We start from the raw sequence: 26,132 nt of genomic DNA, 5'->3' as shown, positions 1-26,132 counted from the left end.
AACAGGAGAGTGAAGCGTGATGGGAATACTCATCATGAGCGATAGCCACGGCTTGGTTCGGGAAGTAAGCCAGGTCGTCAACCGACATCATGTCGAAAAAATTCTGCATTGTGGCGATTTTTGTGTCGATCATAAGCGCGAGCCGTTTTCCAACATGACGCTTGTCCGAGGCAATTGCGATTCGACACAAGAGGTGCCGACTGAGCAAGAGACCAAATGGCGCGACCTTCACATCCTGCAAACGCACGGGCATCTTTTTGGAGTGAAAGGCTCTCTTCTGCGCCTTCATTACCGTGCAGAAGAGGTCGGGGCAAATGTAGTCGTATTCGGTCACTCCCATGTACCTGTCTGTGGAGTAGAAAGAGACATTTTGTTTCTAAATCCAGGTAGCCTGCAAATGCCACGAGGTTTTCACGTACCGACATACGCTCTTTTAGAAGAGACAGGAACGAGTCCGACAGAAACTTACATATCCGTGGCGTTTTATGATCATGCTGGCAACCTGGTTCCACAATTGGGAGGGAACTATTCTGTTCGTCGACCAATGAGGTCTTCTTGAAAACTAAAAGATTTGTGCTATACTAGAATGGTTATAATGGCTAGAATATTATCATCCGAGCCTGCGAAGATACCATGGCGCGGCTGGCGATGTTCTGTTATTCGATTTAGGAGGGGAAGTTTACGTGGCAGCAAATTGGGAAAAGGTAGAGAATAACCAGGGAGTCCTGACGATTGAAGTAGATGCTACGCAAGTAGACGCAGCATTGGATCAAGCGTTTAAAAAAGTGGTTCAAAAAGTTCAAGTTCCAGGATTCCGTAAAGGAAAAGTACCACGCAAAATGTTCGAATCCCGTTTTGGTGTAGAATCTTTGTACCAAGACGCTCTTGACATTCTGCTTCCAACTGCATACGGACAAGCTGTTCGTGAAGCTGGTATCGAGCCAGTAGATCGTCCAGAAGTAGACGTAACGCAAATGGAACAAGGGAAAAACCTGATCTTCAAAGCGACTGTAACTGTGAAGCCTGAAGTGAAGCTGGGCGACTACAAAGGTCTGTCCATCGAAGAAAAAGACTTCTCTGTAACAGAAGAGAGCGTTGACGCTGAACTGAAGCGCATGCAAGAGCGTCATGCTGAGCTCGTAGCAGTAGAAGAGGGTGCCGCACAAACAGGCGATATCGCTGTAATCGATTTCGAAGGCTTCCAAGACGGAGTAGCTTTTGAAGGCGGTAAAGCAGAAGATTATTCTCTGGAACTGGGTTCCGGTACTTTCATCGCAGGGTTCGAAGAGCAACTGGCTGGTTTGAACATCGGCGAAGAAAAAGAAATTACCGTAACTTTCCCTGAAGAGTACCACTCTCCTAACCTCGCTGGTAAAGAAGCGGTATTCAAAGTAAAGCTGAACAGCCTGAAGCGCAAAAACATGCCTGTTTTGGATGATGAGTTTGCCAAAGACGTGAGCGAGTTCGACACGCTGGAAGAGCTGAAAGCAGACACCAAGAAAAAACTCGAAGAAAAAACAGCGCAAGAAAAAGATCAATATGTTCGTGAGCAACTCGTTCTGAAGGCAGCTGAAAACGCTGAGATCGATTTGCCAGCAGTAATGGTTGAGCATGAATTGGATCAAATGGTTAATGAATTTGGTCAACGTCTGCAATACCAAGGCATGACGCTGGAACTGTACTACCAGTTCTCCGGCATGGATGAGAGCCAATTGCGTGATCAATTGCGTGCAGACGCAACATCCCGCGTTCGCACTTCCTTGACTTTGGAAGCAATCGGCAAAGCAGAAAACATCGAAGCAACAGAAGAAGACGTAAACGCAGAGCTGGATAAACTGGCTGGCGTATACGGCCGCCCAGCAGATGAGCTGCGCAAAATCTTCTCCGCACAAGATGGCATGGTTGCGCTGTACCGCGATGTGCAAACTCGCAAAACAGTAGATTTGCTGGTTGCAGAAAGCAAAGTAACAGCATAAGCTTAGAAGAACGCATGATTGGTCAGTGGGCAGGCTAACCCTGACGCTGGCTGTCAAGACCACAAGGCACGAGTGTATCGTGCCTTGTTTTTCCACCATTGACTTTTTTCGGCAAAGGAGGAAAATACATAATGTTAATCCCTATGGTCATCGAGCAAACAAGCAGGGGAGAGCGCTCCTACGATATTTACTCGCGCCTCCTGAAAGACCGGATTATTCTCTTGGGCACCGAGATTGATGATGAAATCGCCAATCTGGTTGTCGCTCAGCTGCTATTCTTGCAGGCAGAAGATCCGGACAAAGACATATCGCTATACATAAACTCTCCAGGTGGTTCTGTTACAGCAGGAATGGCCATCTATGACACCATGCAGTACATCAAACCGGATGTGTCCACGATTTGTGTGGGCATGGCTGCCAGTATGGGTGCTTTCCTGTTGGCTGCTGGTGCAAAAGGCAAGCGCTTCGCTCTGCCAAACGCCGAGGTGATGATTCACCAACCGCTCGGCGGCGTACGTGGGCAAGCAGAAGACATCCGCATTCATGCGGAATGGATTATGAAGACGAAGCGCCAGCTGAATGAGATTTTGTCTGAGCGGACAGGTCAGCCTTATGAACGTGTAGAGCAAGATACAGACCGCGACAATTTCATGAGTGCAGAAGAAGCAAAGGCCTACGGATTGATTGACTCTATTATTGAACGCAAAAACTGACCCGTTGTGAGGTGAAGCGCATGTTTAAGTTTAACGACGACAAAGGCCAACTGAAGTGTTCCTTCTGCGGCAAGTCCCAGGAACAGGTGCGCAAGCTGGTAGCTGGTCCTGGTGTTTACATTTGTGACGAATGTATCGAACTGTGCAATGAAATTGTACAGGAAGAACTGGGCACTGAAGAAGAAATCGATATGAAAGAAATTCCAAAGCCAGTGGAAATTCGCAAAATCTTGGACGACTATGTCATCGGTCAAGATATGGCGAAGAAATCCTTGTCTGTAGCGGTGTACAACCACTACAAACGGATTAATTCCGGGGCGAAGATCGAGGATGTGGAGCTGCAAAAATCCAACATCATGCTGATCGGTCCGACTGGTAGCGGAAAAACGTTGCTCGCGCAGACATTGGCGCGCATTCTGAATGTACCTTTCGCGATTGCGGACGCAACTTCTCTGACAGAAGCAGGTTATGTGGGCGAAGACGTTGAAAACATCTTGCTCAAGCTCATTCAAGCTGCTGACTATGATGTGGAGAAGGCTGAAAAAGGAATCATTTACATCGACGAGATTGATAAGGTAGCCCGCAAATCGGAAAACCCATCCATCACGCGTGATGTATCTGGTGAAGGCGTTCAGCAAGCGCTCTTGAAAATTTTGGAGGGTACCGTTGCGAGTGTTCCACCACAAGGCGGACGCAAGCATCCTCACCAAGAGTTCATCCAAATCGACACGTCGAACATTTTGTTCATCTGTGGCGGTGCATTTGATGGCGTCGAGCAGATTATCAAGCGTCGTTTGGGTAAAAAAGTCATCGGTTTCGGTGCAGACTTCGGCGATGGCGTAAAAGGCGATCTGAAAGCCGGAGAATACCTGAAATACATTTTGCCGGAAGACCTGCTGAAATTTGGTCTGATTCCGGAGTTCGTTGGTCGTTTGCCAGTGCTGGCTACTTTGGAGCCGCTGGATGAGGAGACGCTCGTGCGTATCCTGACAGAGCCGAAAAATTCTTTGGTGAAACAGTACCAAAAACTGCTGAGTCTCGACGGTGTTGAGCTGGAGTTCGATAACGGTGCGCTGCTGCAAATCGCGAAAGAAGCGATTAAGCGCAACACTGGTGCTCGCGGACTGCGTGCGATTATCGAACAAATCATGCTCGATATGATGTATGAGCTTCCTTCCAGAGAAGACGTCAACAAGTGTGTCATTACCGAAGAAACGGTACGCGACAAAGTGAAGCCGCAACTGTTGACCAAAGAAGGACAGGAATTGCACGAAGAAACAGCCTAAGCATTGTCTACAAAAACCATCTCGTTATCAGCGAGGTGGTTTTTTTGTTGGTGGTTTACGTCTACGCTTGCGGGGCAATACTACTTGATATCGTTCAAGAGAAGCTTTACATATGCACAATACGGTCATGAACGTGCTCCTCTCTCTTGGGAGGACAAAAGCTGACCGCAAGCGAAGACGCATGGGAGGGACTGCATATGGACTATACGACATTGGTCATTGCTGTCATTGAAGTGGTTGTTGGTATCGTGATCGGCACCTACTTTTGGAACTTGCTGCGAGCGCAGAGAAACACGAAAACCTCAACCGAAAAGGAATCGCGCAAGGATCTTGATTCCATTCGGAAAATGAGAATGGTTGCGTTGACAGAACCTCTATCAGAGAGAACAAGACCGGCGACTTTGGAAGAAATTGTAGGACAAGAAGATGGGCTTCGTGCGTTGCGTGCCGCTTTGTGCGGTCCCAACCCGCAGCATGTCATTATTTATGGACCACCAGGTGTAGGCAAGACCGCAGCGGCTAGGGTCGTACTGGAAGAAGCGAAGAAAAATCAGCTATCGCCGTTTTCTTCTGATGCCAAGTTTATTGAAATCGATGCGACGATTGCGCGCTTTGATGAGCGCGGGATTGCTGATCCGTTAATTGGCTCCGTACATGATCCGATTTATCAAGGGGCAGGCTCGCTTGGGCAGGCAGGGATTCCGCAGCCAAAGCCAGGCGCTGTGACGAAAGCGCACGGTGGCATGCTTTTTCTTGATGAAATCGGGGAACTTCATCCTATTCAGATGAATAAGTTACTGAAGGTTCTCGAAGACCGTAAAGTCATGCTGGAGAGTGCTTACTACAGCGAGGAAAACAACCAAATTCCTTCGCATATTCATGACGTTTTCAAATACGGTTTGCCCGCCGACTTTCGTCTGGTTGGAGCGACGACGAGGCTGCCAGAAGAACTGCCTGCTGCGCTTCGTTCCCGTTGCCTGGAAATCTTTTTCCGTCCATTAAAGGCTGGGGAAATTGGGTGTATCGTGCGTACAGCCGTGCCTAAAATGAATATGAATATAGAAGATAGCGCAGTTTCAGTGATCGAGCGCTACGCGACCAATGGACGTGAAGCGATCAATACCTTGCAAATCGCCGCGGGAATTGCCTTGACGGAAGAGCGCCAAGACATCCAGGCTGCCGATGTGGAATGGGTAATGCACAGCAGTCAAAAATCGCCACGCCCCGAAAAACAGGTGCATGATACACCGCAGGTCGGTTTGGTCAACGGTCTTGCTGTGTACGGTCCGAACATGGGCAGTGTGATGGAGCTTGAAGTGACGGCATCACCCGCAGCTGTTCCTGGTCAAGGTCGAATGGCGATGACAGGAATGGCAGAGGAAGAGGAAATGGGCAGCCGTAGCCGGACGATTCGCCGAAAGTCGATGGCAAAAGGCTCGATCGAAAACGTTTTGACTGTCTTGAGCAGAATGGGCGTCCGTCCGTATGATTATGATCTGCATATCAATTTTCCGGGAGGCATCCCTGTCGATGGGCCTTCTGCTGGCATTACCATTGCCACTGCGATCTACTCGGCGATTGTGAATCAGCCTGTCGATAATTTACTGGCGATGACTGGCGAAGTGAGTATACATGGGAAGGTAAAGCCAGTTGGGGGTGTAGTGGCAAAGGTGGAAGCTGCCAAACAGGCGGGAGCGACCAGAGTCCTCATTCCACAGGAAAACTGGCAAAGTATTTTTGTGGACATGAATGGGATCGAAGTCATTCCGGTGTCTACAGTCTCTGAAGTAATCGAGCTAGCTGTACCGCAAGCTACCATGCAAGAAGAAGAGGCGACGGGATTTACTTTGCAAATCCCAGAAGAGGATCTCGCTTCCTCTCCGCTATCCCTGTAACAGTCGGGTATGCTCGCAAATTAGACATCGGATTGTGTTTGCGCTACAATGGAAAAAAGCTTCTGCTTGCAAAGAGCCAGAGGCCTTGCCCGGCCTGAAACGAGCTCCACAAAAAATGATTGTGTATGATCTTTTTTGTCTCGTTTTTTGGGGCCGGGTGGGCGTTTAAAAAACGGCTTTGAGGGCCGTTTTTGTCTGTTATAAGGCTCTTTGTAAGAGGGTAGATCAACAAGGAGAGGTGCATCCGCTTGGGCGAACGTTCCGGTAAACGAGAATTACCGCTTCTCCCGTTGCGAGGATTGCTTGTTTATCCGACAATGGTACTCCATTTGGACGTTGGACGGGAAAAGTCCATCCGCGCATTGGAGCAAGCCATGGTAGACGATAACAAGATTTTGCTTGCGACACAAGAAGAGGTCCACATAGAAGAGCCAGATGCTGAGCAAATTTACAGGATTGGTACTGTTGCGCGTGTGAAACAAATGCTGAAGCTGCCAAATGGGACAATCCGTGTTTTGGTAGAAGGCTTGCAACGCGCGAAGATCGAGGAGTATCTTCAGCAGGAAGATTATTTCGTCGTGTCGATTACATATTTGCAAGATGAAAAGACAGAGAAAAATGAAGTGGAAGCTTTAATGCGTTCCTTGCTGGGCCACTTTGAGCAGTACATCAAGCTGTCCAAAAAGGTTTCTCCAGAGGCACTGACCTCTGTGCAGGATATTGAGGAACCAGGACGTTTGGCCGATGTCATTGCTTCCCATTTGCCACTCAAGATGAAGGACAAACAAGAAATTCTGGAGACGACCAACATCAAGGAACGTCTCGAAATTCTTTTGACCATTTTGAACAACGAGCGCGAGGTACTTGAGCTGGAGCGCAAGATCGGCAACCGCGTGAAGAAACAGATGGAGCGCACGCAAAAGGAATACTACCTGCGTGAACAAATGAAAGCTATCCAAAAAGAGCTGGGCGACAAGGATGGCCGCCAAGGTGAAGTAGATGAGCTACGTGCCGGGCTCGAAAAATCGGACGCTCCTGAACGGATCAAAGCGAAGATCGAGAAGGAGCTCGAGCGTCTGGAAAAGATGCCGGCGACTTCTGCGGAAGGCTCAGTCATTCGCACATATATCGATACCTTGTTTGCGCTACCGTGGACGAAGACGACAGAAGACAATCTGGATATTCATCATGCACAGCAAGTTCTCGATGAAGATCATTACGGCTTGGATAAACCAAAAGAGCGCGTCTTGGAGTATTTGGCAGTACAAAAGTTGGTAAACTCCATGCGTGGACCGATCCTTTGTCTGGTTGGTCCTCCGGGTGTCGGGAAAACATCTCTGGCCCGTTCCGTAGCGCGTGCAATCGGGCGTGAATTTGTTCGCATTTCCTTGGGGGGAGTGCGCGATGAAGCAGAAATTCGCGGTCACCGCCGTACGTATGTAGGAGCTCTACCAGGACGAATCATCCAAGGAATGAAGCAAGCTGGCACGGTTAATCCTGTCTTTTTGCTGGATGAGATCGACAAGCTCGCGTCCGACTTCCGCGGAGACCCTGCGTCTGCCCTACTTGAAGTGCTAGATCCAAACCAAAATGATAAATTCAGTGATCACTATATCGAAGAGACCTATGATTTGACGAACGTCATGTTTATTACGACCGCAAACAGTCTCGATACGATTCCGCGTCCGCTCTTGGACCGGATGGAGGTCATCTCGATTTCCAGCTATACCGAACTGGAAAAGCTGAACATTTTGCGTGATTACCTCTTGCCGAAGCAAATGCAGGATCACGGTCTTGGCAAAGATAAGCTGAAGATGAACGACGATGCGATGCTGAAGCTTGTTCGTTTGTACACGCGGGAAGCGGGAGTTCGAAACCTCAATCGCGAAGCAGCAAACGTATGCCGCAAAGCTGCCAAGCTGATTGTGGGCGGTGAGAAAAAGCGTGTTGTGGTTACGGTCAAGACGTTGGAGACGCTGCTCGGCAAACCGCGCTACCGCTACGGTCTGGCGGAGATAAAAGATCAAGTCGGCTCTGTTACGGGTCTGGCTTGGACACAAGCAGGCGGAGATACGCTGAATGTAGAAGTCAGCATTTTGCCTGGAAAAGGAAAGCTCACCCTGACAGGGAAACTGGGTGACGTCATGAAGGAATCTGCGCAGGCTGCATTCAGCTATATTCGCTCCCGTGCAGAACAGTGGGGAATCGATCCTGCCTTCCACGAGAAGAACGACATCCACATCCACTTTCCGGAAGGGGCGATTCCAAAAGACGGTCCGTCTGCTGGGATTACGATGGCAACCGCACTCGTATCCGCCCTCACGAAAATCCCTGTGAAAAAAGAGGTGGGGATGACCGGGGAGATTACCTTGCGAGGTCGGGTACTGCCAATTGGCGGGCTGAAAGAAAAGTGCATGTCCGCTCATCGCGCAGGTTTAACCACGATTATTTTGCCAAAAGACAACGAGAAGGATATCGAGGATATCCCGGAGAGCGTACGCGGTGAACTGACATTCTATCCAGTTGACCATTTAGATGAAGTGCTGCGTCACGCGCTAACTAAACAGCCAGTAGGTGACAAAGCATGAAAGTAACATCATCAGAGTTTATTATCAGTGCGGTTGGACCGAAGCAGTATCCGACAGATGGCCTCCATGAGATCGCGCTGGTAGGACGCTCTAACGTAGGAAAATCATCGTTGCTCAATAAAATGATGAACCGCAAAGGGCTTGCCCGGATTAGTTCTCGTCCGGGTAAAACCCAGACATTGAACTATTTCCGTGTCAATCAAATGCTCTACTTCGTTGACTTCCCGGGTTATGGGTATGCAAAGGTAGCGAAGACGATCAAGGAACAATGGGGAAAAATGATCGAGGGTTATTTGAAAAACCGGAATGAGCTTCGCTTCATTATTCAACTGGTCGATATTCGCCATGCTCCGAGTAAAGACGATATTGCGATGTACGATTGGTGCAAGCAAATCGGGCTCCCTACCGTAGTCGTAGCGACGAAAGGTGATAAAATCGCTCGCGGGCGTTGGCTACAGCATACAAAGATCATCCGTCAAAGCCTGAATTTGCGCGGGGATGATACAATCATTGTATTTTCCTCGGAGACAGGTCAAGGCAAGGATGAGCTGTGGGCAGAAATCATGCGTCGTATCCGTGCTGGTGAGGAAATGGCAAGGGAGACGGCTGCCAGGGCAGAAGAGATTGCTCCAGCCAGTGAGTAATTCTTAGACCCAATTCGTCGTGGGGAAGGGAGCATCTAAGTGAGCGGGAGTGCTTGCTTTGCTGTACGTGGTGTGATCGAAGGCTTCTACGGAACACCTTGGACACATGAAGAGCGGCTGGATATGATCGACTTTTTACACCGATATGATTACAATGCGTATTTCTACGCTCCCAAAGATGACGAGTATCTGAGGGAACGCTGGATGGAGCCGCTTCCTGTGAAAGCCAATCAACAGTTAGATGAGCTGATTCAGCGGGCAAAGACTCACAACATGCAGTTTATTTATTGTCTGGGTCCCGGACTTAGCATGGAATATACGAATCGTCAGCACTTGGAGCTGTTAGGTAAGAAGTATCGGGATTTGTATGATCGCGGTGTGCGTTATTTTGCGCTATTGTTCGATGATATCCCCATGCACCTGTTGCATGAGAAAGATGTAGCCGAGTTTGCCCATTTGGCGGAGGCGCATGCCCATACGACGCTTTATGTGTGGGATTTGATACGTAGCTGGGGCGATCCAGTTAAGCTGGTTGTCTGTCCTACACAATACAACGGGATAGGAAAAGAAGCGTATATCATGTACCTCGGCAAGCATTTGCCGCCAGAAATCGATTTGTTCTGGACGGGACGATTCGTCTGCTCGCCTTACCTGACGGACGGTGATGCGATTCGCTTTCAAGAGTACACCGGTCATCAGCCATTTTATTGGGACAACTACCCGGTGAATGATTTGGCCATGGCGAACGAACTACATATCGGTCCATTGCGTCACCGTGACCCTGACCTGTGGCAATACGCAGCAGGCTATGTGGCGAATGCGATGTCTAGACCAGAATGCTCGAAGATTCCTTTGATTACGACGGCAGCCTATTTGCGAGATCCGATCGGCTACGACCCTGAGACGGTATGGAAACAAGCGGTCGAGGAAGTAGCGGGACAAAAGGATGCGGATGCTTTCTTCACCTTTGCGAATAACGTGCAAAGCTCGTTTTTATGCGAGGTGGAATCGCCGCGATTGCTAGAAGCGATCCTGACCTTCCGCTTTCATTTCTTGGAAGGAGATCGACAAAAGGCCATTTCGGACTTGACGGCTCTTTTTCAGAAGATGGAGGCAGCGGCAAACAAGCTGTTGGCAGGAATGGCGAATGAGAAGCTTGCAGAAGAAACGAGGCCGTGGGTGGAGAAGTTCCATCTGTGGACCAAAGTCGGTCTGTCGGCAGTCGCGCTCATCGATCATGGGACAAGAGGGCGACTGCCACAAGCAGTCTATCACTTGCTCCGCCTCAAACAGTGGCTCAAACGAACGGAGCGTTACCCGCAAGAAGTGTGTGGACCTGTTATGCAGCTTTTTGTGGATGCCGTCATGCTAGAGGTTAAGAAGAGTTCATAAAAAAGTTCCTAATCCCGCAGGGGAGAAGGAACTTTTTTGCTTTTCGCATCAGGCGGATTCACGACCGTCATTTGGCTTTCTCTGACGGAAATTCCGCACCCATTCTTGAATCGGCAGCTCAGCGAGAATCATGCCGGTGAAAATCAGGAGACATCCGGTTAACTGTCTTCCACTTAATATTTCATGAATAAAGACGTAGGAGGTGACTGCAGCAAATACGGGCTCCAAAGCGAAAATGAGAGCGACCCGCGTCGAGCTGGTTTGCTTTTGCAAGGCCGTTTGCGCGAGAAAGGCCAGTGCCGTGGCAAAAATAGAAGTGACGATCAAACCAAAGGCCACCTCGGGTATGAACAAAATCGCCGGATCAAAAGCACGACTCCAATCCTCAAAGAAAAAGGCGTACAGCCAGCTCATTACAGCTACTGTGCCTAATTGCGTGATGGCAAGGGGCAATGCTGCAAAACGAGGTGCGTATTTACCGGTAAAGACGATTTGCATGGCGAAGCAGATGGCAGCGACGAAGATCAGAGCATCACCGAGATTAAAGGAGAATGACTGGTTCTGCGTTAGCAAATACAAGCCGAATGCTGCCAGAATCACACCGAAGATAGCGAAAGGCTTGACGCGCTCACGTAAGAGCAAAAACGAGAAGAGCGGCACCAATACGACGGCTAATCCAGTGATAAAGCCAGCTTTGGACGGCGAAGTATACAATAGTCCTACGGTCTGTAAGGCGTATCCCAGACAGAGCCAAAAGCCGAGAATGACGCCTGCACGAAGTAGTGGCCCTCTCCATTCAGAGGTTTGCCCACGATGACGATTGCGGATGAAATAGATGATCAATAAAAATAACGCAGCAATGGTAAAACGAACAGCGTTAAACGTATTGGGAGGCAGCGATGCGATTGCCTGCTGTACGATCAAAAACGTAGTTCCCCAGATAACTGCGACGAGGAGCAGCGTTATGTCTGCCATCCAAGGTTTTCTCAAAGCTTCTTTCCTCTCCTTTCTGACATTTTCACAATTTTTCTTCGGTTTTCATGTATAGGCGAAATCATAAGGGATTCCCGGAAGGAACGCAAGCGGATTATATAGGAGATACGCAAAGTGCGCTCCGTTAAAAAACTTTTCACAATTACTCCTATCCGATTCGGGACATAATGATATAATAATAGTGCATTTTACATATGCCGCTAACAGGTTTGTTATTCTGGGAGGACATTATGGATATTCTTTTGCTGGGTTTAAACTATAAAACAGCTCCTGTCGAAATTCGCGAAAAATTTACATTCAGCGACGATGGGACAGCACGCGCTCTTCATCTACTCTCCCAGACGAAGAGTATCGCAGAATGTATCATCCTGGGGACGTGCAACCGGACGGAAATTTACGTCGTTTGCGACCAGGCAAATATAGGCCGAGACTATACCCGCCGTTTTTTGGCTGAATGGTTCGGCGTGGAGAAAGAACAATTTAAGGATCATCTCTATATAAAAGAGAACGAACAGGCAATCGAGCACTTGTTCCGCGTCTCTTCCGGTCTTGATTCGATGGTAATGGGAGAAACACAAATCCTCGGACAAGTCCGGGATGCGTTCCTATTGGGGCAGGAGCATCAAACGACAGGGACTGTCTTCAACACCTTGTTCAAGCAAGCGATCACGTTTGCCAAGCGTGCCCATACAGAGACAGCGATTGGACAAAATGCGGTTTCTGTTAGCTACGCTGCTGTCGAACTGGGGAAAAAGATCTTCGGTTCCTTTGCAGGGAAGTCTGTCCTGATCGTCGGAGCGGGCAAAATGAGCGAGCTGACCGCCAAGCATCTGCACGCAAATGGATCGGAACGCGTCATGGTTGCCAATCGTACATTGGAGCGAGCGCAGCTTTTGGCAGAGAAGTTCAAGGGTGACTCCTGTACGATGGAGCAGCTGCCTGAGGCACTGCTCACAGCAGACATCGTCATCAGCTCGACCGGAGCGACAGGTTATGTCCTCGGTAAAAAAGAACTGGCTCCGATCATGAAACAACGAAAGCATCGTCCGTTGTTCATGGTGGATATCGCAGTTCCTCGCGACCTGAATCCTGACTTGCATGATCTTGATAACGTATTTTTATATGATATTGACGATCTGGAAGGCATCGTTGCGAGTAACGTTGCGGAACGTTCTCGTGAAGCGGAACGGCTGGATGTCATGATTCAAGAAGAGATCGTGGCATTTACGACCTGGTACCAGACGCTTGGCGTGGCGCCATTGATCGCTGCACTGCGTGACAAGGCAAACACGATCCAAAGCGAAGCGATGCGAAAAATCGAAAACAAGCTGCCGAGCCTGTCTGAGCGGGAGATGCACATCATCCGCAAGACAACCAAGGGCATTGTCAATCAACTGTTGCACGATCCGGTCGTGCGTTTAAAAGAAATGGCAGCTACCAAAGATGGGGAAGAAGTACTGGATATTTTCGAGAAAATGTTTGCGTTGGAGGAGATCCTGGAGCGAAAAGAACAGGAAGCAATCTGGGCTAACGATAAAAATAAACAGACATCTTCTTCTCGGGAGCAAGTATTGGTTTCCCGGTTCCCTGACTAAGCTGACCTGACAATCAATCTATCTGCTACTGTTAGAAACCGATTGGGAAAGTGGGGGAGAGAGTGCATGGCCGAGGTGAGATGGATCTACGACTTGACGATCTTTCTCTACGCTGCAAGTGTTCTCTTCTATTTTAACGACTTCTTGCAAAGCAACCGGAAAGTCAATCGTCTGGCTTTCGGGTTGCTTGTTGTCGTTTGGGCCTTGCAAACCGCATTTTTTGTCTCGCAAGCAGTCATGAAGGGGTATTTTCCAGTCATTACGCTGTTTGAGACGCTCTTTTTTTATTCATGGGTGCTGGTAGGCTTGTCGCTTGCCATTCACTATTTTTTTCGGATTGATTTGCTGGTTTTTTTTACTAATATTATCGGGTTTGTCGTGCTAGTCATGTCAATGTTTTTACCGGAAACGCCGATTGAGGCTGTATCGAGCATTTTGACCTCTGAACTATTGCTGACGCATGTGACACTGGCCATGTTCAGCTACGGGGCGTTCTCGCTCTCGATGATTTTCTCGGCCATGTACTTGCTCCAGCACAAAATGCTCAAGGGAAGACGGTGGTCACCGTTGCTCAGGCGTTTGCCTAGCCTCGATCAATTGGAAGGCTACGCGTACCGAATGAACATGCTGGGTGTACCGATGCTCTTGCTCTCGATTGTATTAGGGATTATTTGGGGTAAAATGGTTTTGCCGGAGAAATTTCTGCTAGATTCAAAAGTAGTGCTCTCCGTGCTCGTTGTTGCGATCTATTCGCTGTGGCTGTATCAGCGCTATCGGGATACGATGCAGATGCGCAGACTCGCGCAGTGGAACGTCGTGGCGTTTTTGTTACTGCTTATCAATTTTTTAGGCTTCACTACTTCTACATTTCACGACTGGTGGTAGGAGCTGTTCATCAAGGAGGCTGTCATGGGAAAATGGAAAGTGGGAACGCGTCGCAGCAAATTGGCGCTCACTCAAACGAATTGGGTCGTTGATAAACTGAAGGGGTTCGCACCTGAGGCTGATTTTGAATTGCATGAAATCGTGACGAAAGGCGATCGAATCCTCGATGTGACCTTGTCCAAAGTTGGCGGAAAAGGATTGTTTGTCAAAGAAATCGAGCAATCCTTGTTCGATAAGGAAACCGATTTTGCGGTACACAGCTTGAAGGATATGCCTGCTGAATTGCCAGAGGGCTTGGTAATCGGCGCGATTCCGAAGCGTGTTGATCCTCGAGATGTCCTGCTTTCCAAGGACGGCAAGACGTTGGATGAATTACCACAAGGCGCTTTGGTAGGGACCAGTAGCTTGCGCCGTTCTTCACAGATTCTCGCATATCGCCCTGATATTCAAATCGAATCTTTGCGTGGAAATATTGATACCCGCATGCGTAAGCTTGCGGAAGGAAATTTTGATGCGATCATCCTTGCTGCGGCTGGACTTGAGCGCGTGAATTTTGAAGGGGAAATCTCGCAGTTCCTGCCTGTTGAAATCAGCTTGCCAGCAGTCGGTCAAGGTGCGCTTGCCATCGAATGCCGAGCTGACGATGAGGAGACACTCGCTCTCTTGAAGCAGTTTGATGACGCACCGACGCGTTTGGCGGTAACGGCAGAGCGGAGCTTCCTGCACAAGCTCCAAGGGGGCTGTCAGGTGCCGATTGGCGCATATGCGACAGTTGGAGAGAACAATGAAATTACGTTGACCGGAATGGTTGGCTCCCCAGATGGGAAGCAAATGTTCAAAAACACGGCGACTGGCCAGGATCCGTTAGCGCTGGGTATTCAAGTAGCAGAAGCACTTCTGGCGCAAGGAGCGGGAGACGTACTTGCGGAAGTATTGCGGGAGAATGAGCAATGATTGTCCACGGATCGCACAAGCCGCTGACTGGCAAGTGCATCATGGTCACCCGGGCAAGAAGTCAAGTTCGCGAGCTCGTTGAACAGATCGAGCGGTTGGGTGGAGAAGCATACGCATTTCCCCTGCTAAAAATGATGCCGCCGACGGACACTGCCAAGCTCGACGAAGCCATCACCCAGTTGCCAACATACGACTGGGTGGTCTTCACGAGTGTGAATGGCGTGCGCTTCTTCTTGGAGCGCATGCGCGAGGTCGGGGTTGGCCTTGAAGGTTTCACTGGCAAAATTGCTGCGGTCGGTCCGAAAACGGCCAAGGCGCTTGAGCATCACGGGCTCGAAGTAGCTGTCATCCCGTCTGATTACGTCGCGGAGGGCTTGCTGTCGAGTTTGTATGATCAATTGCTCCCTGATCAGCGCGTTCTGCTGCCTCGTGCAGATATTGCGCGCAAGGCATTGCCAAAGGAGTTGGCTCGCTTGGGGCTTGCTGTGACAGAGGTAGACGTGTATCACACTGTCATTGATGCAGAGCACGCTCCAGAAGCAGCGGAAAAACTACAGCAAGGTCTCATTGATATCATCTTGTTTACCAGCTCTTCAACGGTGACGCATTTCATGGCAGCGATGGAGCCCTATGCATCGTTAGACTGGCTCAAGCACGTTCAGATAGCCTGTATCGGACCGATAACGGCAGATACAGCAAAGCAAAACGGACTTTCTGTTCATGCAGTAGCAAGTGAGTACACCGTGGAAGGATTACTAGCAGCTATCATAGAGAATCTGGGAGGGAATCGACATGGCACAAACATTTGACCGTCATCGCCGCCTTCGCAAAAGCGCGGCTATGCGCAATCTGGTGCGGGAGAACCACGTACGGGTGGAAGACTTGATTTATCCGTTGTTCGTAGTGGAAGGAACCGGTATTAAGAACGAGATTCCGTCCATGCCAGGCGTGTATCAGCTTTCCTTGGACACGCTGGCCGAAGAGATGAAGGAAATCGTAGCTCTGGGAATTCAAGCTGTCCTGATGTTTGGGGTACCAACACATAAAGACGCATGCGGAACAGAGGCGTACAATGATGATGCGATTACCCAGCAGGCGATGCGTCTGATCAAGGAAGCCCATCCGGAAATGATCGTGATTGCAGATACATGCCTGTGTGAATACACCGATCATGGTCACTGTGGTGTCATTCACGAAGGTGAAGTTGTGAATGATGAAACCTTGAAGCTTTTGGGTCAGACTGCCGTTTCCCAAGCAAAAGCTGGAGCAGATATTATTGCACCTTCCAATATGATGGACGGTTTCGTGATTGCAATCCGTGAAGCTTTGGACGAGGCTGGTTTTGAGCACATTCCGATCATGTCCTATGCGGTGAAATACGCTTCTGCCTTCTACGGGCCGTTCCGCGATGCGGCAGGCTCCACTCCACAATTCGGCGATCGAAAAAGCTACCAAATGGACGCGGCCAATGCACGTGAAGGTCTGCGCGAGGCAGCTTCCGATGTAAAAGAAGGCGCGGACTTCTTGATCGTCAAGCCAGGTCTTGCCTTCATGGACATGGTTCTTCGTCTGCGTGAGAACTTCAACCTGCCGATCGTGGCTTACAATGTGAGTGCCGAGTATTCCATGGTAAAAGCGGCAGCTTTAAATGGCTGGATCGATGAAGAGCGTATCGTTATGGAAACATTGGTTGGCTTCAAGCGCGCAGGTGCAGATATGATCATTACGTACCACGCAAAAGATGTTGCAAAATGGCTGGCGAGGTGAGCACGAGATGAATAGAGAAAAATCTACTCAGTTATTTGCAGAAGCACAACATTACATACCAGGCGGAGTAAACAGTCCGGTTCGTGCCTTTAAAAGCGTGGGAGGCAATCCTGTTTACATCGAAAAAGGAGAAGGCTCCCGCATTTTTGATGTAGATGGAAACAGCTACATTGACTACATCGGCTCGTGGGGTCCGTTGATCTTGGGTCATGCGCACCCGCGTGTCCTTGCAGCGATTACGGAAGTAGCTGCGCTTGGAACCAGCTTTGGTGCACCGACTGAGCGGGAAACAGAAATGGCAAAGCTCGTTTGTGAGATCGTGCCATCTGTCGAAGTCGTGCGCATGGTGAACTCCGGTACAGAGGCGACGATGAGCGCTCTGCGCCTCGCGCGTGGCTATACCCGACGCAACAAAATCATGAAGTTCGAAGGCTGCTACCACGGTCATGCCGATAGCCTGTTGATTAAAGCTGGTTCCGGTGTGGCTACATTAGGACTTCCAGACAGCCCAGGCGTACCAGAAGGAACAGCACACAACACGATTACGGTTCCTTACAATGATCTGGAAAGCGTCAAACTGGCATTTGAAGCGTTTGGCGATGATCTGGCAGCAGTTATTGTAGAGCCAATCGGCGGCAACATGGGGGTTGTTCCTCCACAGCCAGGCTTCCTCGAAGGGCTGCGTGAAATTACGGAGAAACATGGGACACTGCTCATTTTTGATGAGGTCATGACTGGCTTCCGTGTAGCATTGGGCGGTGCACAAGAGCTGTACGGCATTACTCCTGATTTGACAACGATGGGAAAAGTCATCGGCGGTGGCTTGCCAGTAGGTGCATACGGCGGCAAACGGGAGATCATGCAGCAAGTGGCTCCAGCAGGGCCAATCTATCAGGCAGGGACGCTGTCAGGAAATCCTTTGGCGATGGCTGCTGGTTTGACTACCTTGCAAGAGCTCAGCAAACCAGGTGCTTACGAGCGCTTGGAGAAGATGTCCGCCCGTTTGGCTGAAGGCTTGGCTGACAATGCTAAGAAATTAGGTATTCCGCACACGCTCAATCGCGTAGGCTCCATGGTTTGCCTGTTCTTCACAGAGACGCCGGTGATCAACTATGAAACAGCGAAAACATCCGATCTGGAGCGTTTCTCAGCATACTTTAGCTATCTGCTGGAGGAAGGCGTCATGATCCCGCCGTCCCAGTTTGAGGGTATGTTCGTTTCTTTGGCTCATACGGATGAAGATATCGAACGGACGATTGAAGCAAGCTACCAAGCGATGAAAAAAGCGTTTGAATAAAGAATGAAAAGAAGAAAGCACTTCCTTGCTGATGCGGGAGGTGCTTTTTTTGACTTTTAGCAGGATTTTCCTATCTCCTGTCAAAATACGAAGGAAAATGCCGATGAATGAGGTGGAGAGATGGAAGGGACGATTGTTCACGTACCACAAAAACATCTGATTGGGCTTAGCTTCTCCGGTTCTTTTCCGATGCTTGTCGAATACATGCCCAAACTATGGGAGACTTTTTTGAAGCGTCAGGCTGAGATTCCTCTCGCGATTTCACCAGATGTACGTTACGACATCAGCGACGAGAATCGGACGTACCAAATGTATACCGAGTACATTGTGGTGGAGGTAGAGCGTTTTGAGCATATCCCTGAGGGCATGATGGGGTTCACCATCCCAGCGAAGACATACGCTCGTTTTACTCACACAGGACCGATGGAACAGGTCCAAAACACATACCACAGTCTGTTTGGCTGGCTCAACGAGAATGGCCATCAAGTGGACGAGCAAGCTCTTCGCATGGAGCGCTACGACCAGCGGTACGTTCCCTCTGTGCATGAGTCTGCTCGCGCCGGCAATGCGTATGAAATTTTTATCCCGCTTCGGTAAAAAACAAGAAAACAACACCTACTTTGTACGAGCAAGAGGTGTTGTTTTTAATGTCAATCCATTTGCTTGTCCAAGAAGCTTGCCAGTTCACCCATGACAGACTGAAGCACTTGAAGGGAATCATCGACGCAGAGATCAACATCGAGGGAGTGCTTGGCGTTTTGCGGGAGATGGAGCTGGATGTTCGGTTTGGATGTGGCAAGCTGATCAACCACACCCTGGTTGTAGTAATGATCGGCAGTACCTGAGACGAGGAATACTTGTTGGGTAAGATTCAGCAATTCCGTATGGAACACATCCTCAGTCAGCAATGGAGTCAACAGGATAGCCGATGAACGGGCAAAACGAGATTCCTTGAGCAATCCGCATGTTATCGGCACCGTACCGAGTGACTTCCCGAGGAAGAAAACTCGTTCATACTCGTGAACATCCAGCACACGTGAAACAACGGTTTGCATCTCCTCGCTGATCCAAGCACTTCGTTCACCGAATGAGCGATTCCACAAATCCGTATTTTCTAGTCCGTAATTTGCATGTACATGGACCAGATCGATCTGTTTGTTCAAAAAAAGCATGGTAGAATAATACAGATAAGGCCTGTCGAACGAATAGCTGGCTCCGGGAAAGAAAAAACAGACGGAGCGAGATGGCGTCTGATTTGCCTGAATGTGCGTGTACGTCAGTTCTCTGCCGTCCCTGGCGATCACGGAACCTGTTTTTGGGTATACCATCTACTAGCTGCACCTCTTTCATGTTCTTTGGAACAAGGGTTATTTTCCAATCCTAAGGGTCAGTAGCACTTCTTGACAAGAAGTAAACAAACAATAAAGGAGAATGACCGATGAAAAAGGAAGTCCAACTAAGTAACGGCATCAAAATAGCCTATGTAGAAGAAGGAACGGGGGATTCGCTTGTTTTGATCCACGGTTTTTGCGGGAGCTCAGCTTACTGGCATAAGCTAGTGCCGCTCTTGTCTAAAACGCATCGTGTTATTGCAATCGATTTGCGTGGTCATGGAGACAGCTCGGCGCCTGATGAACCGTATTCGATCGAGCGCTTTGCAGACGATCTGGCTTTGCTTGTAGAGGAGCTTGGTTTAGCGAAGATTCATCTGTTTGGACATTCACTCGGTGGCTATGTGACCTTGGCATTTGCCAATCAATACGCGGACAAGCTGGCGAGCTTTGGTTTGGTCCATTCGACGCCTTATCCGGATGACGACGCTGCCAAAGCCAATCGGGATAAAGGCGCAGACAACATCCGCCAAAATGGAATGGAGCCGTTTATCAAAGCCCTCGTACCGAAGCTGTTCGCACCTTCCCATATCGACACGATGAGAGAAGAAGTCCAGCTGGCAAAAGAAATTGGCTTTGCAACGAGCCCGGTTGGAGCCGTCCAAACATTAATCGCTATGCGTGATCGAGCGGATCGCAATCATGTGCTGCAAGAAACGACATTACCTGTGCTATTAGTCGCAGGAACAGAGGACCAAATCATTCCTACTGAAAAAACTTTTACAGTAGATAAAAATAACGTCGAACAAGTGCTGTTGCCTGATGCTGGGCATATGGGCATGGTTGAATCACCAGAGAAAATGGCTGAAGCCTTCAAGAGCTTTCTAAACAGAAACTAAACAAATATCACACCATAGTCCTAGCAGATTTTGCTATAATGAAAACGTTATCCTATTTATTTATACATAGACGAGAGGGGAAATTATCATGAAAAAGGCACGTCGGATTACGATGACGGCGTTTGCATCTATCGTATTTGCATCGCTGATGTCTTCCTCAGCATTTGCAGCACCCTTGCATCCCGTACAGCACGTTGACTGGATGGTGAAAAAGGCAATTGTATCAGCGGGTCAAAATGGCGATCTTGCTTTAGATCGTGCTGTGACTCTCGCAGAAGCTACGGTTGTTTTCTCCAAATTGAAAGAGGCAAAAATGGGAGCTGCCGCTAAAGGTGCTCACTGGTCTACCCCTTACTTCGACTGGGCAAAGAGCAAAGGTGCTCTCTCACAAGACGACTATAAAAACCATGCGCAAGCGGTAACATCTGCGAAGCTAACACAAATGGCTGACAAACTGGGCTACAAAGTGAAGCTCGACAACAAGGCGACTGTCACGCGCGGTGAATTTTTCCAAGCATTGGGTGATGCGGCTACCACACACGTAACGATTGCCCATACCAACGATACACACGGCCATATTCAAGAAGACAAGAACCAAAAAGAATTCGGCTTTGCTAAAATCGCAACCTTGCTCAAGGAATGGCGTGCAGAGAACGAAAACTTCTTGCTCTTGGACGCTGGTGATACCTTCCAAGGTACCGTTTTCGTGAACCAATTCAAAGGCGAATCTGTTGTTCCGATCCTCAACAGCCTTGACTACAACGTAATGGCTGCAGGTAACCACGAGTTTGACTTCGGTTATGAGCAATTGCTCAAGCTGCGTGACATGCTCGAGCATCCAGTTATCTCTGCTAACGTATTCAAGTCAGATGGAAAAGAATTGCTGCCACCTGTTTTCAAAGCAGAGATTGGCGGGAAGAAATTCGCCTTTGTTGGTTTCGTAGCGGAAGACACACCTGTATTGACTCACCCTGACAACGTAAAAGGGCTGACATTCAAAAACCCGGTAGAAGTGGCAAAAGCACTTGTACCTGAGCTGAAAAAAGAAGCAGATCACGTGATTGTTGTTTCCCATATCGGCGTGAACGTAGACCGTGAAATCGCGAAAAACGTTCCTGGCATTGACCTGATCGTTGGTGGTCACTCCCATACTCCGCTGAAAGAACCTGAACTCGTAAACGGCACATACATCGTACAAGACTGGGAGTACGGCAAGTCTCTCGGACGCGCTGACCTCTACTACCTCGGAAAAGAACTGGTAGCATTCAGCGGCGGTTTGAAAGAGTACGATGAAGCAGTTGTGGCTGATCCAGATGTAGATAAGATGGTTAAAGAGATCGTGAGCAAGATCGATACGGTTATGAATGTTGTCATTGCGAAATCCGAAGTGCCACTCGATGGTGACCGTGCACTGGTACGTACGAAAGAAACAAACGTTGGTAACCTGATCACAGATATCATGCTGGAGCGCACGAAGTCCATCAAAGGCTATGAGGCAGATGTAGCACTGGCGAACGGCGGTGGAATTCGTACACAGCTGCCAGCCGGCGATATCACGAAAAAAGGTCTGTACACGCTGCTGCCATTCGAGAACAATACACTGGCAGTCGTAGAAGTAACAGGCGAAGAGCTGAAGCAAGCCCTCGAAAACGGCGTGAGCAAGGTAGAAGAGGGAGCGGGACGCTTCCCGCAAGTGAGCGGCATGAGCTTCACGTACAACCCGTCCAAGCCAGCTGGTGAGCGCGTAGTAGAAGTAAAAGTTGGCGACAAGCCGCTTGACCTGACGAAAACGTATAAATTGGCAACGATCGACTTCCTGGCAGCAGGTGGAGATGGTTACGAATCGTTGAAAAAGCCATTCTTCAACACAGGCCTGTCCATGTACAGCATTGTGGAGGAAGGTCTGGTCAAGCGTAAAACTGTCAATCCAAAAGTAGAAGACCGCATTGTTGAAGTGAAAAAATAAGGTTTGACCGGACAGGGGTGGAGAAAAACCTCCCTGTCCGTCTTTTATTATGAAGTACCTTGCAATATAGAGTAGCTATTTGGTAAGCTTTTACATGGGTGATGTTGATGAACGTACAGTTTAAAAAAGGGGTTCTGGAGCTGTGTGTTCTCGTCTTGACAGCTAAGCAGGACAGATACGGATACGAACTAGTTGCGAGCATCTCTGAAAAATTCCATATCTCTGAAGGAACGGTGTATCCCTTGCTTCGCCGATTGACCCAGGAAGGATTTTTTACGACCTATTTGGCGGAATCACAAGAGGGACCCCCACGGAAATATTACCAGCTGACAAATCGCGGACGTCAATACATGAATGACCTTATCTTGGAGTGGCGAATATTTAACCGCGGGGTAAATGAGATCATAGAGGAGGGACTCGGATATGACAAGGCGTGAGTTTATGGATGAGTTAAATGCATTACTTAGCGCTTTGCCCGATAAAGAACGCTTAGACATCCTTGCCGATTATACAGAGCATTTTCTCTCGGGTATGAATCAAGGGAAGACGGAGCACGAAATAGCGGAAGGATTGGGAAGTCCGAAGCTAGTGGCACGCGAGCTTTTGGCTGGCTACCGAATTGATCAAGCTCAGTCCACCGCATCGGTAGGGAATATGACGAGAGCGATTGTCGCGACGATCAGCTTGGGTTTTTTCAATCTCGTCTTTGTTTTGGGGCCATTTCTAGGTCTGATCGGTATACTGATGGGGTTGTATGCGATGACTGCGGCATTATTGGTCGCGCCAGTCGGAATATTCCTGGATTACGGGATTCCTGCTCCCTCTCAAGAGCGCCTTTTCTTGTTGTTCTCCAGCATGGTTTCCGTAGGCTTGGGCGGTATGCTTGCCATCGGCTTGCTGCGATTGACAAAATGGCTGTATCGCCAGTTTTTGCGTTATCTCCAGTTCAACGTGAAGATGATCAGGGGGAAATAAGATGCGAAATTTAGGGAAAAGACTCTTTGGCATAAGTCTTCTTTTATTCATCATCGGTGTATGTGGAATCATCTGGCTCTTTACGAAGCAAGAAAATTTCTCCTTTTCGTTAAAACAAGTGAATGAAGAGCGCGTGATCGAACAAGAGGTTAAAGCGATTGAGGTGCGGACGGAAGCGTCTGATGTGGAAATCTTGGCAAGCAAGCAACCAAAAGCGAGCGTACGGATGGTCGGGGAAGTATCCGAACAACAACAGGAGCGACTGGAGTTTCGGAGTGTAATCTCACCAGATGGTACGCTGCTCGTAGAACTGCGTGAACGCCCTCACGTCAATATGTTTTATCCTCGCAATGGGAAGGTAAAGCTGGAGCTCTTCCTGCCGGAAAAGGTGTATGAAAACGTCCAGCTTGAAACGATGACAGGGGATATCAAGAGTGGAATGCTGCATGCAAAGAACACGAAAATATCCACCGGCAATGGAGATGTGAACGTGTCGGGTTATGAAGGAGAAGCGCTTGATGTCCAGACAGCTACAGGAGATATCAATTTGGCGAATGTTCGCTCGGCCGTTGCCATTGTAAGCTCTACTGGCGAGATTGATAAACTGACAATGCCAGAGCTGACCCATGACGTTTCCATCCGAACGGATACGGGGGATATTCGAGTGACGGTAGCCAAGGAGCCTACTGCAGCACAGCTGGATGTGACGACAGATACAGGTTCCATCGAAACCACCTGGTCGAACCTTACCTATGAAAAAGACGAGGAATACAGAGTGAAGGCATCGATTGGAGCAGGTGGACCCAAAATGACTGTACGAAGTTCTACTGGGGATGTTCGCATTCAATAGGAGAAGTTTGGAAACACTGATGGATAGGATTGGAAACGGAAGAAACGAAAAGATTTTGACACAAAAGAGACATTCCTTGTCGAATGACGAATGGTATCATATTGAAGGAAACATAATTGTGCAAAGCGAGGTTTATTCATGACCGCAAAAACTTTTAACGATACGTTTTTGAAAGCATGTCGCGGTGAAGCGACAGAGCATGTTCCGGTTTGGTACATGCGTCAGGCGGGGCGTTATCAGCCAGAATACCGCGCCATCCGCGCGAAGCATAGCTTTTTTGAAATGAATTACATACCGGAAGTTTGTGCGGAAGTGACACGTCTGCCCGTTGAGCAACTGGGTGTTGACGCTGCAATCTTGTTTGCAGACATCATGACGCCACTAAAACCGATTGGCGTAGATGTGAATATCGAATCGGGGATTGGTCCTGTAATCGCAAACCCAATCGAATCCTTGAAGGATGTTGAGCGTCTGCTTGAGCTCGATCCGGAAACACATGTGCCGTACATACTTGAATCCATTAAGATCTTGCGTCAGCAATTATCTGTTCCATTAATCGGTTTCGCAGGAGCACCATTTACACTGGCTAGCTATTTGATCGAAGGCGGCCCTTCCAAGCACTATCATAAGACAAAAGCATTCATGTATACCGAGCCAGTTGCTTGGCAGGCGCTGATGGAAAAATTGGGCGATATGACGATTACCTACCTCAAAGCGCAAATTAAAGCAGGTGCGCAAGCTGTTCAAGTATTTGATTCGTGGGTCGGTGCATTGAATGACGAAGATTACCGCGAGTACATTACACCAGTTATGACCCGTATCTTCAACGCACTAAAAGATACTGGTGTGCCAACGATCTATTTTGGTATCGGCGCTGGTCATCTTTTGATGGATTGGAACCGCTTGCCTGTTGATGTGGTTGGTCTGGACTGGCGTACTTCGATTACAACTGCTCGTGAAATGGGTGTGACGAAGACGCTGCAAGGCAATTTGGACCCAACGCTGCTACTGGCCCCGTGGGAGAAGCTCGAAGCAAAGGCGAAGGAAATTTTGGATGAGGGCACAAAACAGCCAGGCTTCATTTTCAATCTGGGACACGGTGTATTCCCAGACGCTAAAGTAGAAACGCTGCAACAACTCACGAAGTTCATCCATCGTTACAAAAGGGACATCTAATCAGGAGGGGCGCTTACATGTCAAAGCAGAAGATCGGACTCTTGTTAATGGCGTATGGAACGCCACGCAGTCCTGAACAGATTGAACCATACTATACGCACATTCGCCGTGGTCGTAAGCCACCACAAGAACTGCTCGATGATTTGATGGCGCGTTACGAGGCTGTAGATGGATTGAATCGATTTGCAGACATTACGGATGAGCAGGTGCGCGCGCTCGAGCAGGAAATGAACAAACGCTACCCAGACCGTGAATTTGTAGGGTACCTTGGCTTGAAGCATATCGCTCCGTTTGTCGAAGACGCAGTAGAGCAAATGAAACGCGATGGAATTACGGAAGCGATCAGTCTTGTTCTGGCGCCTCATTATTCCAGCTACAGCGTCAAAGAATACAATGGACGAGCACAAGAGCATTCCGCTGCGATTGGCGGACCTGTCATCCACAGCATTGAGAGCTGGTATCTGGAACCAGGATTCATCGGATATTGGGCAGACGCTATTCAAGCGACGTTTGCCGCGATGACGGATGAAGAGCGTGGACAAGCAGTCGTAATCTTCTCCGCTCACAGCCTGCCAGAAAAAATCTTGAAGTCAGGTGATCCGTACCCAATGCAACTGGAAGAGACAGCAAAGCTCATTGCCGAGCAAGCAGGGGTCACTTCCTATGCAATCGGATGGCAAAGCGCAGGAAATACACCTGATCCGTGGTTGGGACCAGATGTACAGGATTTGACCAGAGAGCTGTACGAAGCAAAGGGCTACCAAGTATTTGTTTACTGTCCGGTCGGATTTGTTGCGGAGCATTTAGAAGTTCTGTTTGATAATGATGTGGAATGCAAAGCGGTTACAGATGAGCTAGGGGTACATTACTATCGTCCAGCGATGCCTAACGCCAGACCTGCGTTCATTTCCTGTCTGGCTGATGCAGTCGGAAAGAAGCTGGCGAATTAG

At 48.9% G+C, this 26,132-nt stretch carries 24 protein-coding genes; 22 read left to right on the top strand and 2 right to left on the bottom strand.

Features of this window, described 5'->3' with window-relative positions; all coding sequences use genetic code 11:
- The first annotated feature begins 19 nt into the window (after positions 1-19).
- The 8 genes from HP401_RS10520 to HP401_RS10485 all read left to right on the top strand — a co-directional run bounded on the left by HP401_RS10520 (position 20) and on the right by HP401_RS10485 (position 10,494).
- Positions 20-559, top strand: coding sequence for a metallophosphoesterase family protein (locus HP401_RS10520; RefSeq protein WP_173604985.1), 540 nt, complete (start codon positions 20-22; stop codon positions 557-559).
- 124 nt (positions 560-683) lie between these two features.
- Positions 684-1,976, top strand: a complete 1,293-nt coding sequence (tig, locus tag HP401_RS10515) for a trigger factor (RefSeq protein WP_087350684.1) — start codon at positions 684-686, stop codon at positions 1,974-1,976.
- Between the two features lie 131 nt (positions 1,977-2,107).
- Complete coding sequence (clpP, locus tag HP401_RS10510; protein WP_007722241.1) at positions 2,108-2,689, top strand: ATP-dependent Clp endopeptidase proteolytic subunit ClpP; 582 nt, start codon at positions 2,108-2,110, stop codon at positions 2,687-2,689.
- A 20-nt stretch (positions 2,690-2,709) separates the two neighbouring features.
- On the top strand, positions 2,710-3,975 hold the full coding sequence (clpX, locus tag HP401_RS10505; protein ID WP_012685515.1) for an ATP-dependent protease ATP-binding subunit ClpX: 1,266 nt from the start codon (positions 2,710-2,712) through the stop codon (positions 3,973-3,975).
- A 197-nt stretch (positions 3,976-4,172) separates the two neighbouring features.
- Positions 4,173-5,870 carry an ATP-dependent protease LonB gene (gene lonB, locus HP401_RS10500; RefSeq protein WP_173604963.1) on the top strand — a complete coding sequence of 566 codons (1,698 nt, stop codon included), beginning with the start codon at positions 4,173-4,175 and terminating at the stop codon, positions 5,868-5,870.
- 248 nt (positions 5,871-6,118) lie between these two features.
- Positions 6,119-8,458: an endopeptidase La gene (lon, locus tag HP401_RS10495; protein ID WP_173604962.1), complete on the top strand. Its 2,340-nt coding sequence runs from the start codon at positions 6,119-6,121 to the stop codon at positions 8,456-8,458.
- Positions 8,455-9,102, top strand: coding sequence for a ribosome biogenesis GTP-binding protein YihA/YsxC (gene yihA, locus HP401_RS10490; RefSeq protein ID WP_012685518.1), 648 nt, complete (start codon positions 8,455-8,457; stop codon positions 9,100-9,102). The genes lon and yihA overlap by 4 nt, the downstream gene beginning before the upstream one ends.
- Positions 9,103-9,141: 39 nt before the next feature.
- The gene (locus HP401_RS10485; protein ID WP_173604961.1) at positions 9,142-10,494 is read left to right on the top strand and encodes a protein O-GlcNAcase; all 1,353 of its coding nucleotides are present in this window, start codon (positions 9,142-9,144) and stop codon (positions 10,492-10,494) included.
- Positions 10,495-10,542: 48 nt separating this feature from the next.
- Here the strand turns inward: HP401_RS10485 and HP401_RS10480 are convergent, their stop codons facing one another.
- Positions 10,543-11,484: a DMT family transporter gene (locus tag HP401_RS10480; RefSeq protein WP_305852427.1), complete on the bottom strand. Its 942-nt coding sequence runs from the start codon at positions 11,482-11,484 to the stop codon at positions 10,543-10,545.
- A 233-nt stretch (positions 11,485-11,717) separates the two neighbouring features.
- On the opposite strand from HP401_RS10480, the gene hemA reads away from it, so the two are divergent.
- From hemA to HP401_RS10445, 7 genes are all read left to right on the top strand, one after another.
- Positions 11,718-13,082: a glutamyl-tRNA reductase gene (hemA, locus tag HP401_RS10475; protein ID WP_173604960.1), complete on the top strand. Its 1,365-nt coding sequence runs from the start codon at positions 11,718-11,720 to the stop codon at positions 13,080-13,082.
- 66 nt (positions 13,083-13,148) lie between these two features.
- Positions 13,149-13,967: a cytochrome C assembly family protein gene (locus tag HP401_RS10470; protein WP_012685522.1), complete on the top strand. Its 819-nt coding sequence runs from the start codon at positions 13,149-13,151 to the stop codon at positions 13,965-13,967.
- Between the two features lie 24 nt (positions 13,968-13,991).
- Positions 13,992-14,921 (top strand): hydroxymethylbilane synthase, encoded by a 930-nt coding sequence (gene hemC / locus HP401_RS10465; RefSeq protein ID WP_142495652.1) that lies wholly within the window; start codon positions 13,992-13,994, stop codon positions 14,919-14,921.
- Positions 14,918-15,730 (top strand): uroporphyrinogen-III synthase, encoded by an 813-nt coding sequence (locus tag HP401_RS10460; RefSeq protein ID WP_173604959.1) that lies wholly within the window; start codon positions 14,918-14,920, stop codon positions 15,728-15,730. Before hemC ends, HP401_RS10460 begins: the two co-directional genes overlap by 4 nt.
- A complete protein-coding gene (hemB, locus tag HP401_RS10455; RefSeq protein ID WP_064200736.1) occupies positions 15,714-16,688 on the top strand; it encodes a porphobilinogen synthase in 975 nt (324 codons plus the stop codon). Before HP401_RS10460 ends, hemB begins: the two co-directional genes overlap by 17 nt.
- 7 nt (positions 16,689-16,695) lie before the next feature.
- A complete protein-coding gene (hemL, locus tag HP401_RS10450; protein WP_142495654.1) occupies positions 16,696-17,985 on the top strand; it encodes a glutamate-1-semialdehyde 2,1-aminomutase in 1,290 nt (429 codons plus the stop codon).
- A gap of 120 nt (positions 17,986-18,105) precedes the next feature.
- Positions 18,106-18,582, top strand: a complete 477-nt coding sequence (locus tag HP401_RS10445; RefSeq protein ID WP_173604958.1) for a GyrI-like domain-containing protein — start codon at positions 18,106-18,108, stop codon at positions 18,580-18,582.
- Positions 18,583-18,635: 53 nt separating this feature from the next.
- Here HP401_RS10445 and HP401_RS10440 read toward each other — a convergent pair whose 3' ends face one another.
- Positions 18,636-19,313 (bottom strand): alpha/beta family hydrolase, encoded by a 678-nt coding sequence (locus HP401_RS10440; RefSeq protein WP_173604957.1) that lies wholly within the window; start codon positions 19,311-19,313, stop codon positions 18,636-18,638.
- Between the two features lie 110 nt (positions 19,314-19,423).
- Between HP401_RS10440 and HP401_RS10435 the strand changes: the two genes are divergently transcribed.
- The 7 genes from HP401_RS10435 to hemH all read left to right on the top strand — a co-directional run bounded on the left by HP401_RS10435 (position 19,424) and on the right by hemH (position 26,132).
- Positions 19,424-20,215: an alpha/beta fold hydrolase gene (locus HP401_RS10435; RefSeq protein WP_173604956.1), complete on the top strand. Its 792-nt coding sequence runs from the start codon at positions 19,424-19,426 to the stop codon at positions 20,213-20,215.
- Between the two features lie 88 nt (positions 20,216-20,303).
- The gene (locus tag HP401_RS10430; RefSeq protein ID WP_173604955.1) at positions 20,304-22,181 is read left to right on the top strand and encodes a bifunctional metallophosphatase/5'-nucleotidase; all 1,878 of its coding nucleotides are present in this window, start codon (positions 20,304-20,306) and stop codon (positions 22,179-22,181) included.
- A gap of 107 nt (positions 22,182-22,288) precedes the next feature.
- The gene (locus tag HP401_RS10425) at positions 22,289-22,618 is read left to right on the top strand and encodes a PadR family transcriptional regulator (RefSeq protein ID WP_012685531.1); all 330 of its coding nucleotides are present in this window, start codon (positions 22,289-22,291) and stop codon (positions 22,616-22,618) included.
- Entirely contained in the window at positions 22,605-23,156 is a 552-nt protein-coding gene (locus HP401_RS10420) for an HAAS signaling domain-containing protein (RefSeq protein WP_012685532.1), read from the top strand. The genes HP401_RS10425 and HP401_RS10420 overlap by 14 nt, the downstream gene beginning before the upstream one ends.
- Position 23,157: 1 nt before the next feature.
- Positions 23,158-24,006 (top strand): DUF4097 family beta strand repeat-containing protein, encoded by an 849-nt coding sequence (locus HP401_RS10415; protein ID WP_173604954.1) that lies wholly within the window; start codon positions 23,158-23,160, stop codon positions 24,004-24,006.
- 138 nt (positions 24,007-24,144) lie between these two features.
- The gene (hemE, locus tag HP401_RS10410) at positions 24,145-25,182 is read left to right on the top strand and encodes a uroporphyrinogen decarboxylase (RefSeq protein ID WP_012685534.1); all 1,038 of its coding nucleotides are present in this window, start codon (positions 24,145-24,147) and stop codon (positions 25,180-25,182) included.
- Positions 25,183-25,199: 17 nt separating this feature from the next.
- Positions 25,200-26,132, top strand: coding sequence for a ferrochelatase (gene hemH, locus HP401_RS10405; RefSeq protein WP_173604953.1), 933 nt, complete (start codon positions 25,200-25,202; stop codon positions 26,130-26,132).

The organism is Brevibacillus sp. HB2.2, assembly GCF_013284275.1.
GTDB classification, from domain to species: Bacteria; Bacillota; Bacilli; order Brevibacillales; family Brevibacillaceae; genus Brevibacillus; species Brevibacillus brevis_D.
Note: the sequence above shows the minus strand (reverse complement) of the source record. Positions and strands in the feature narration are given on the sequence as shown.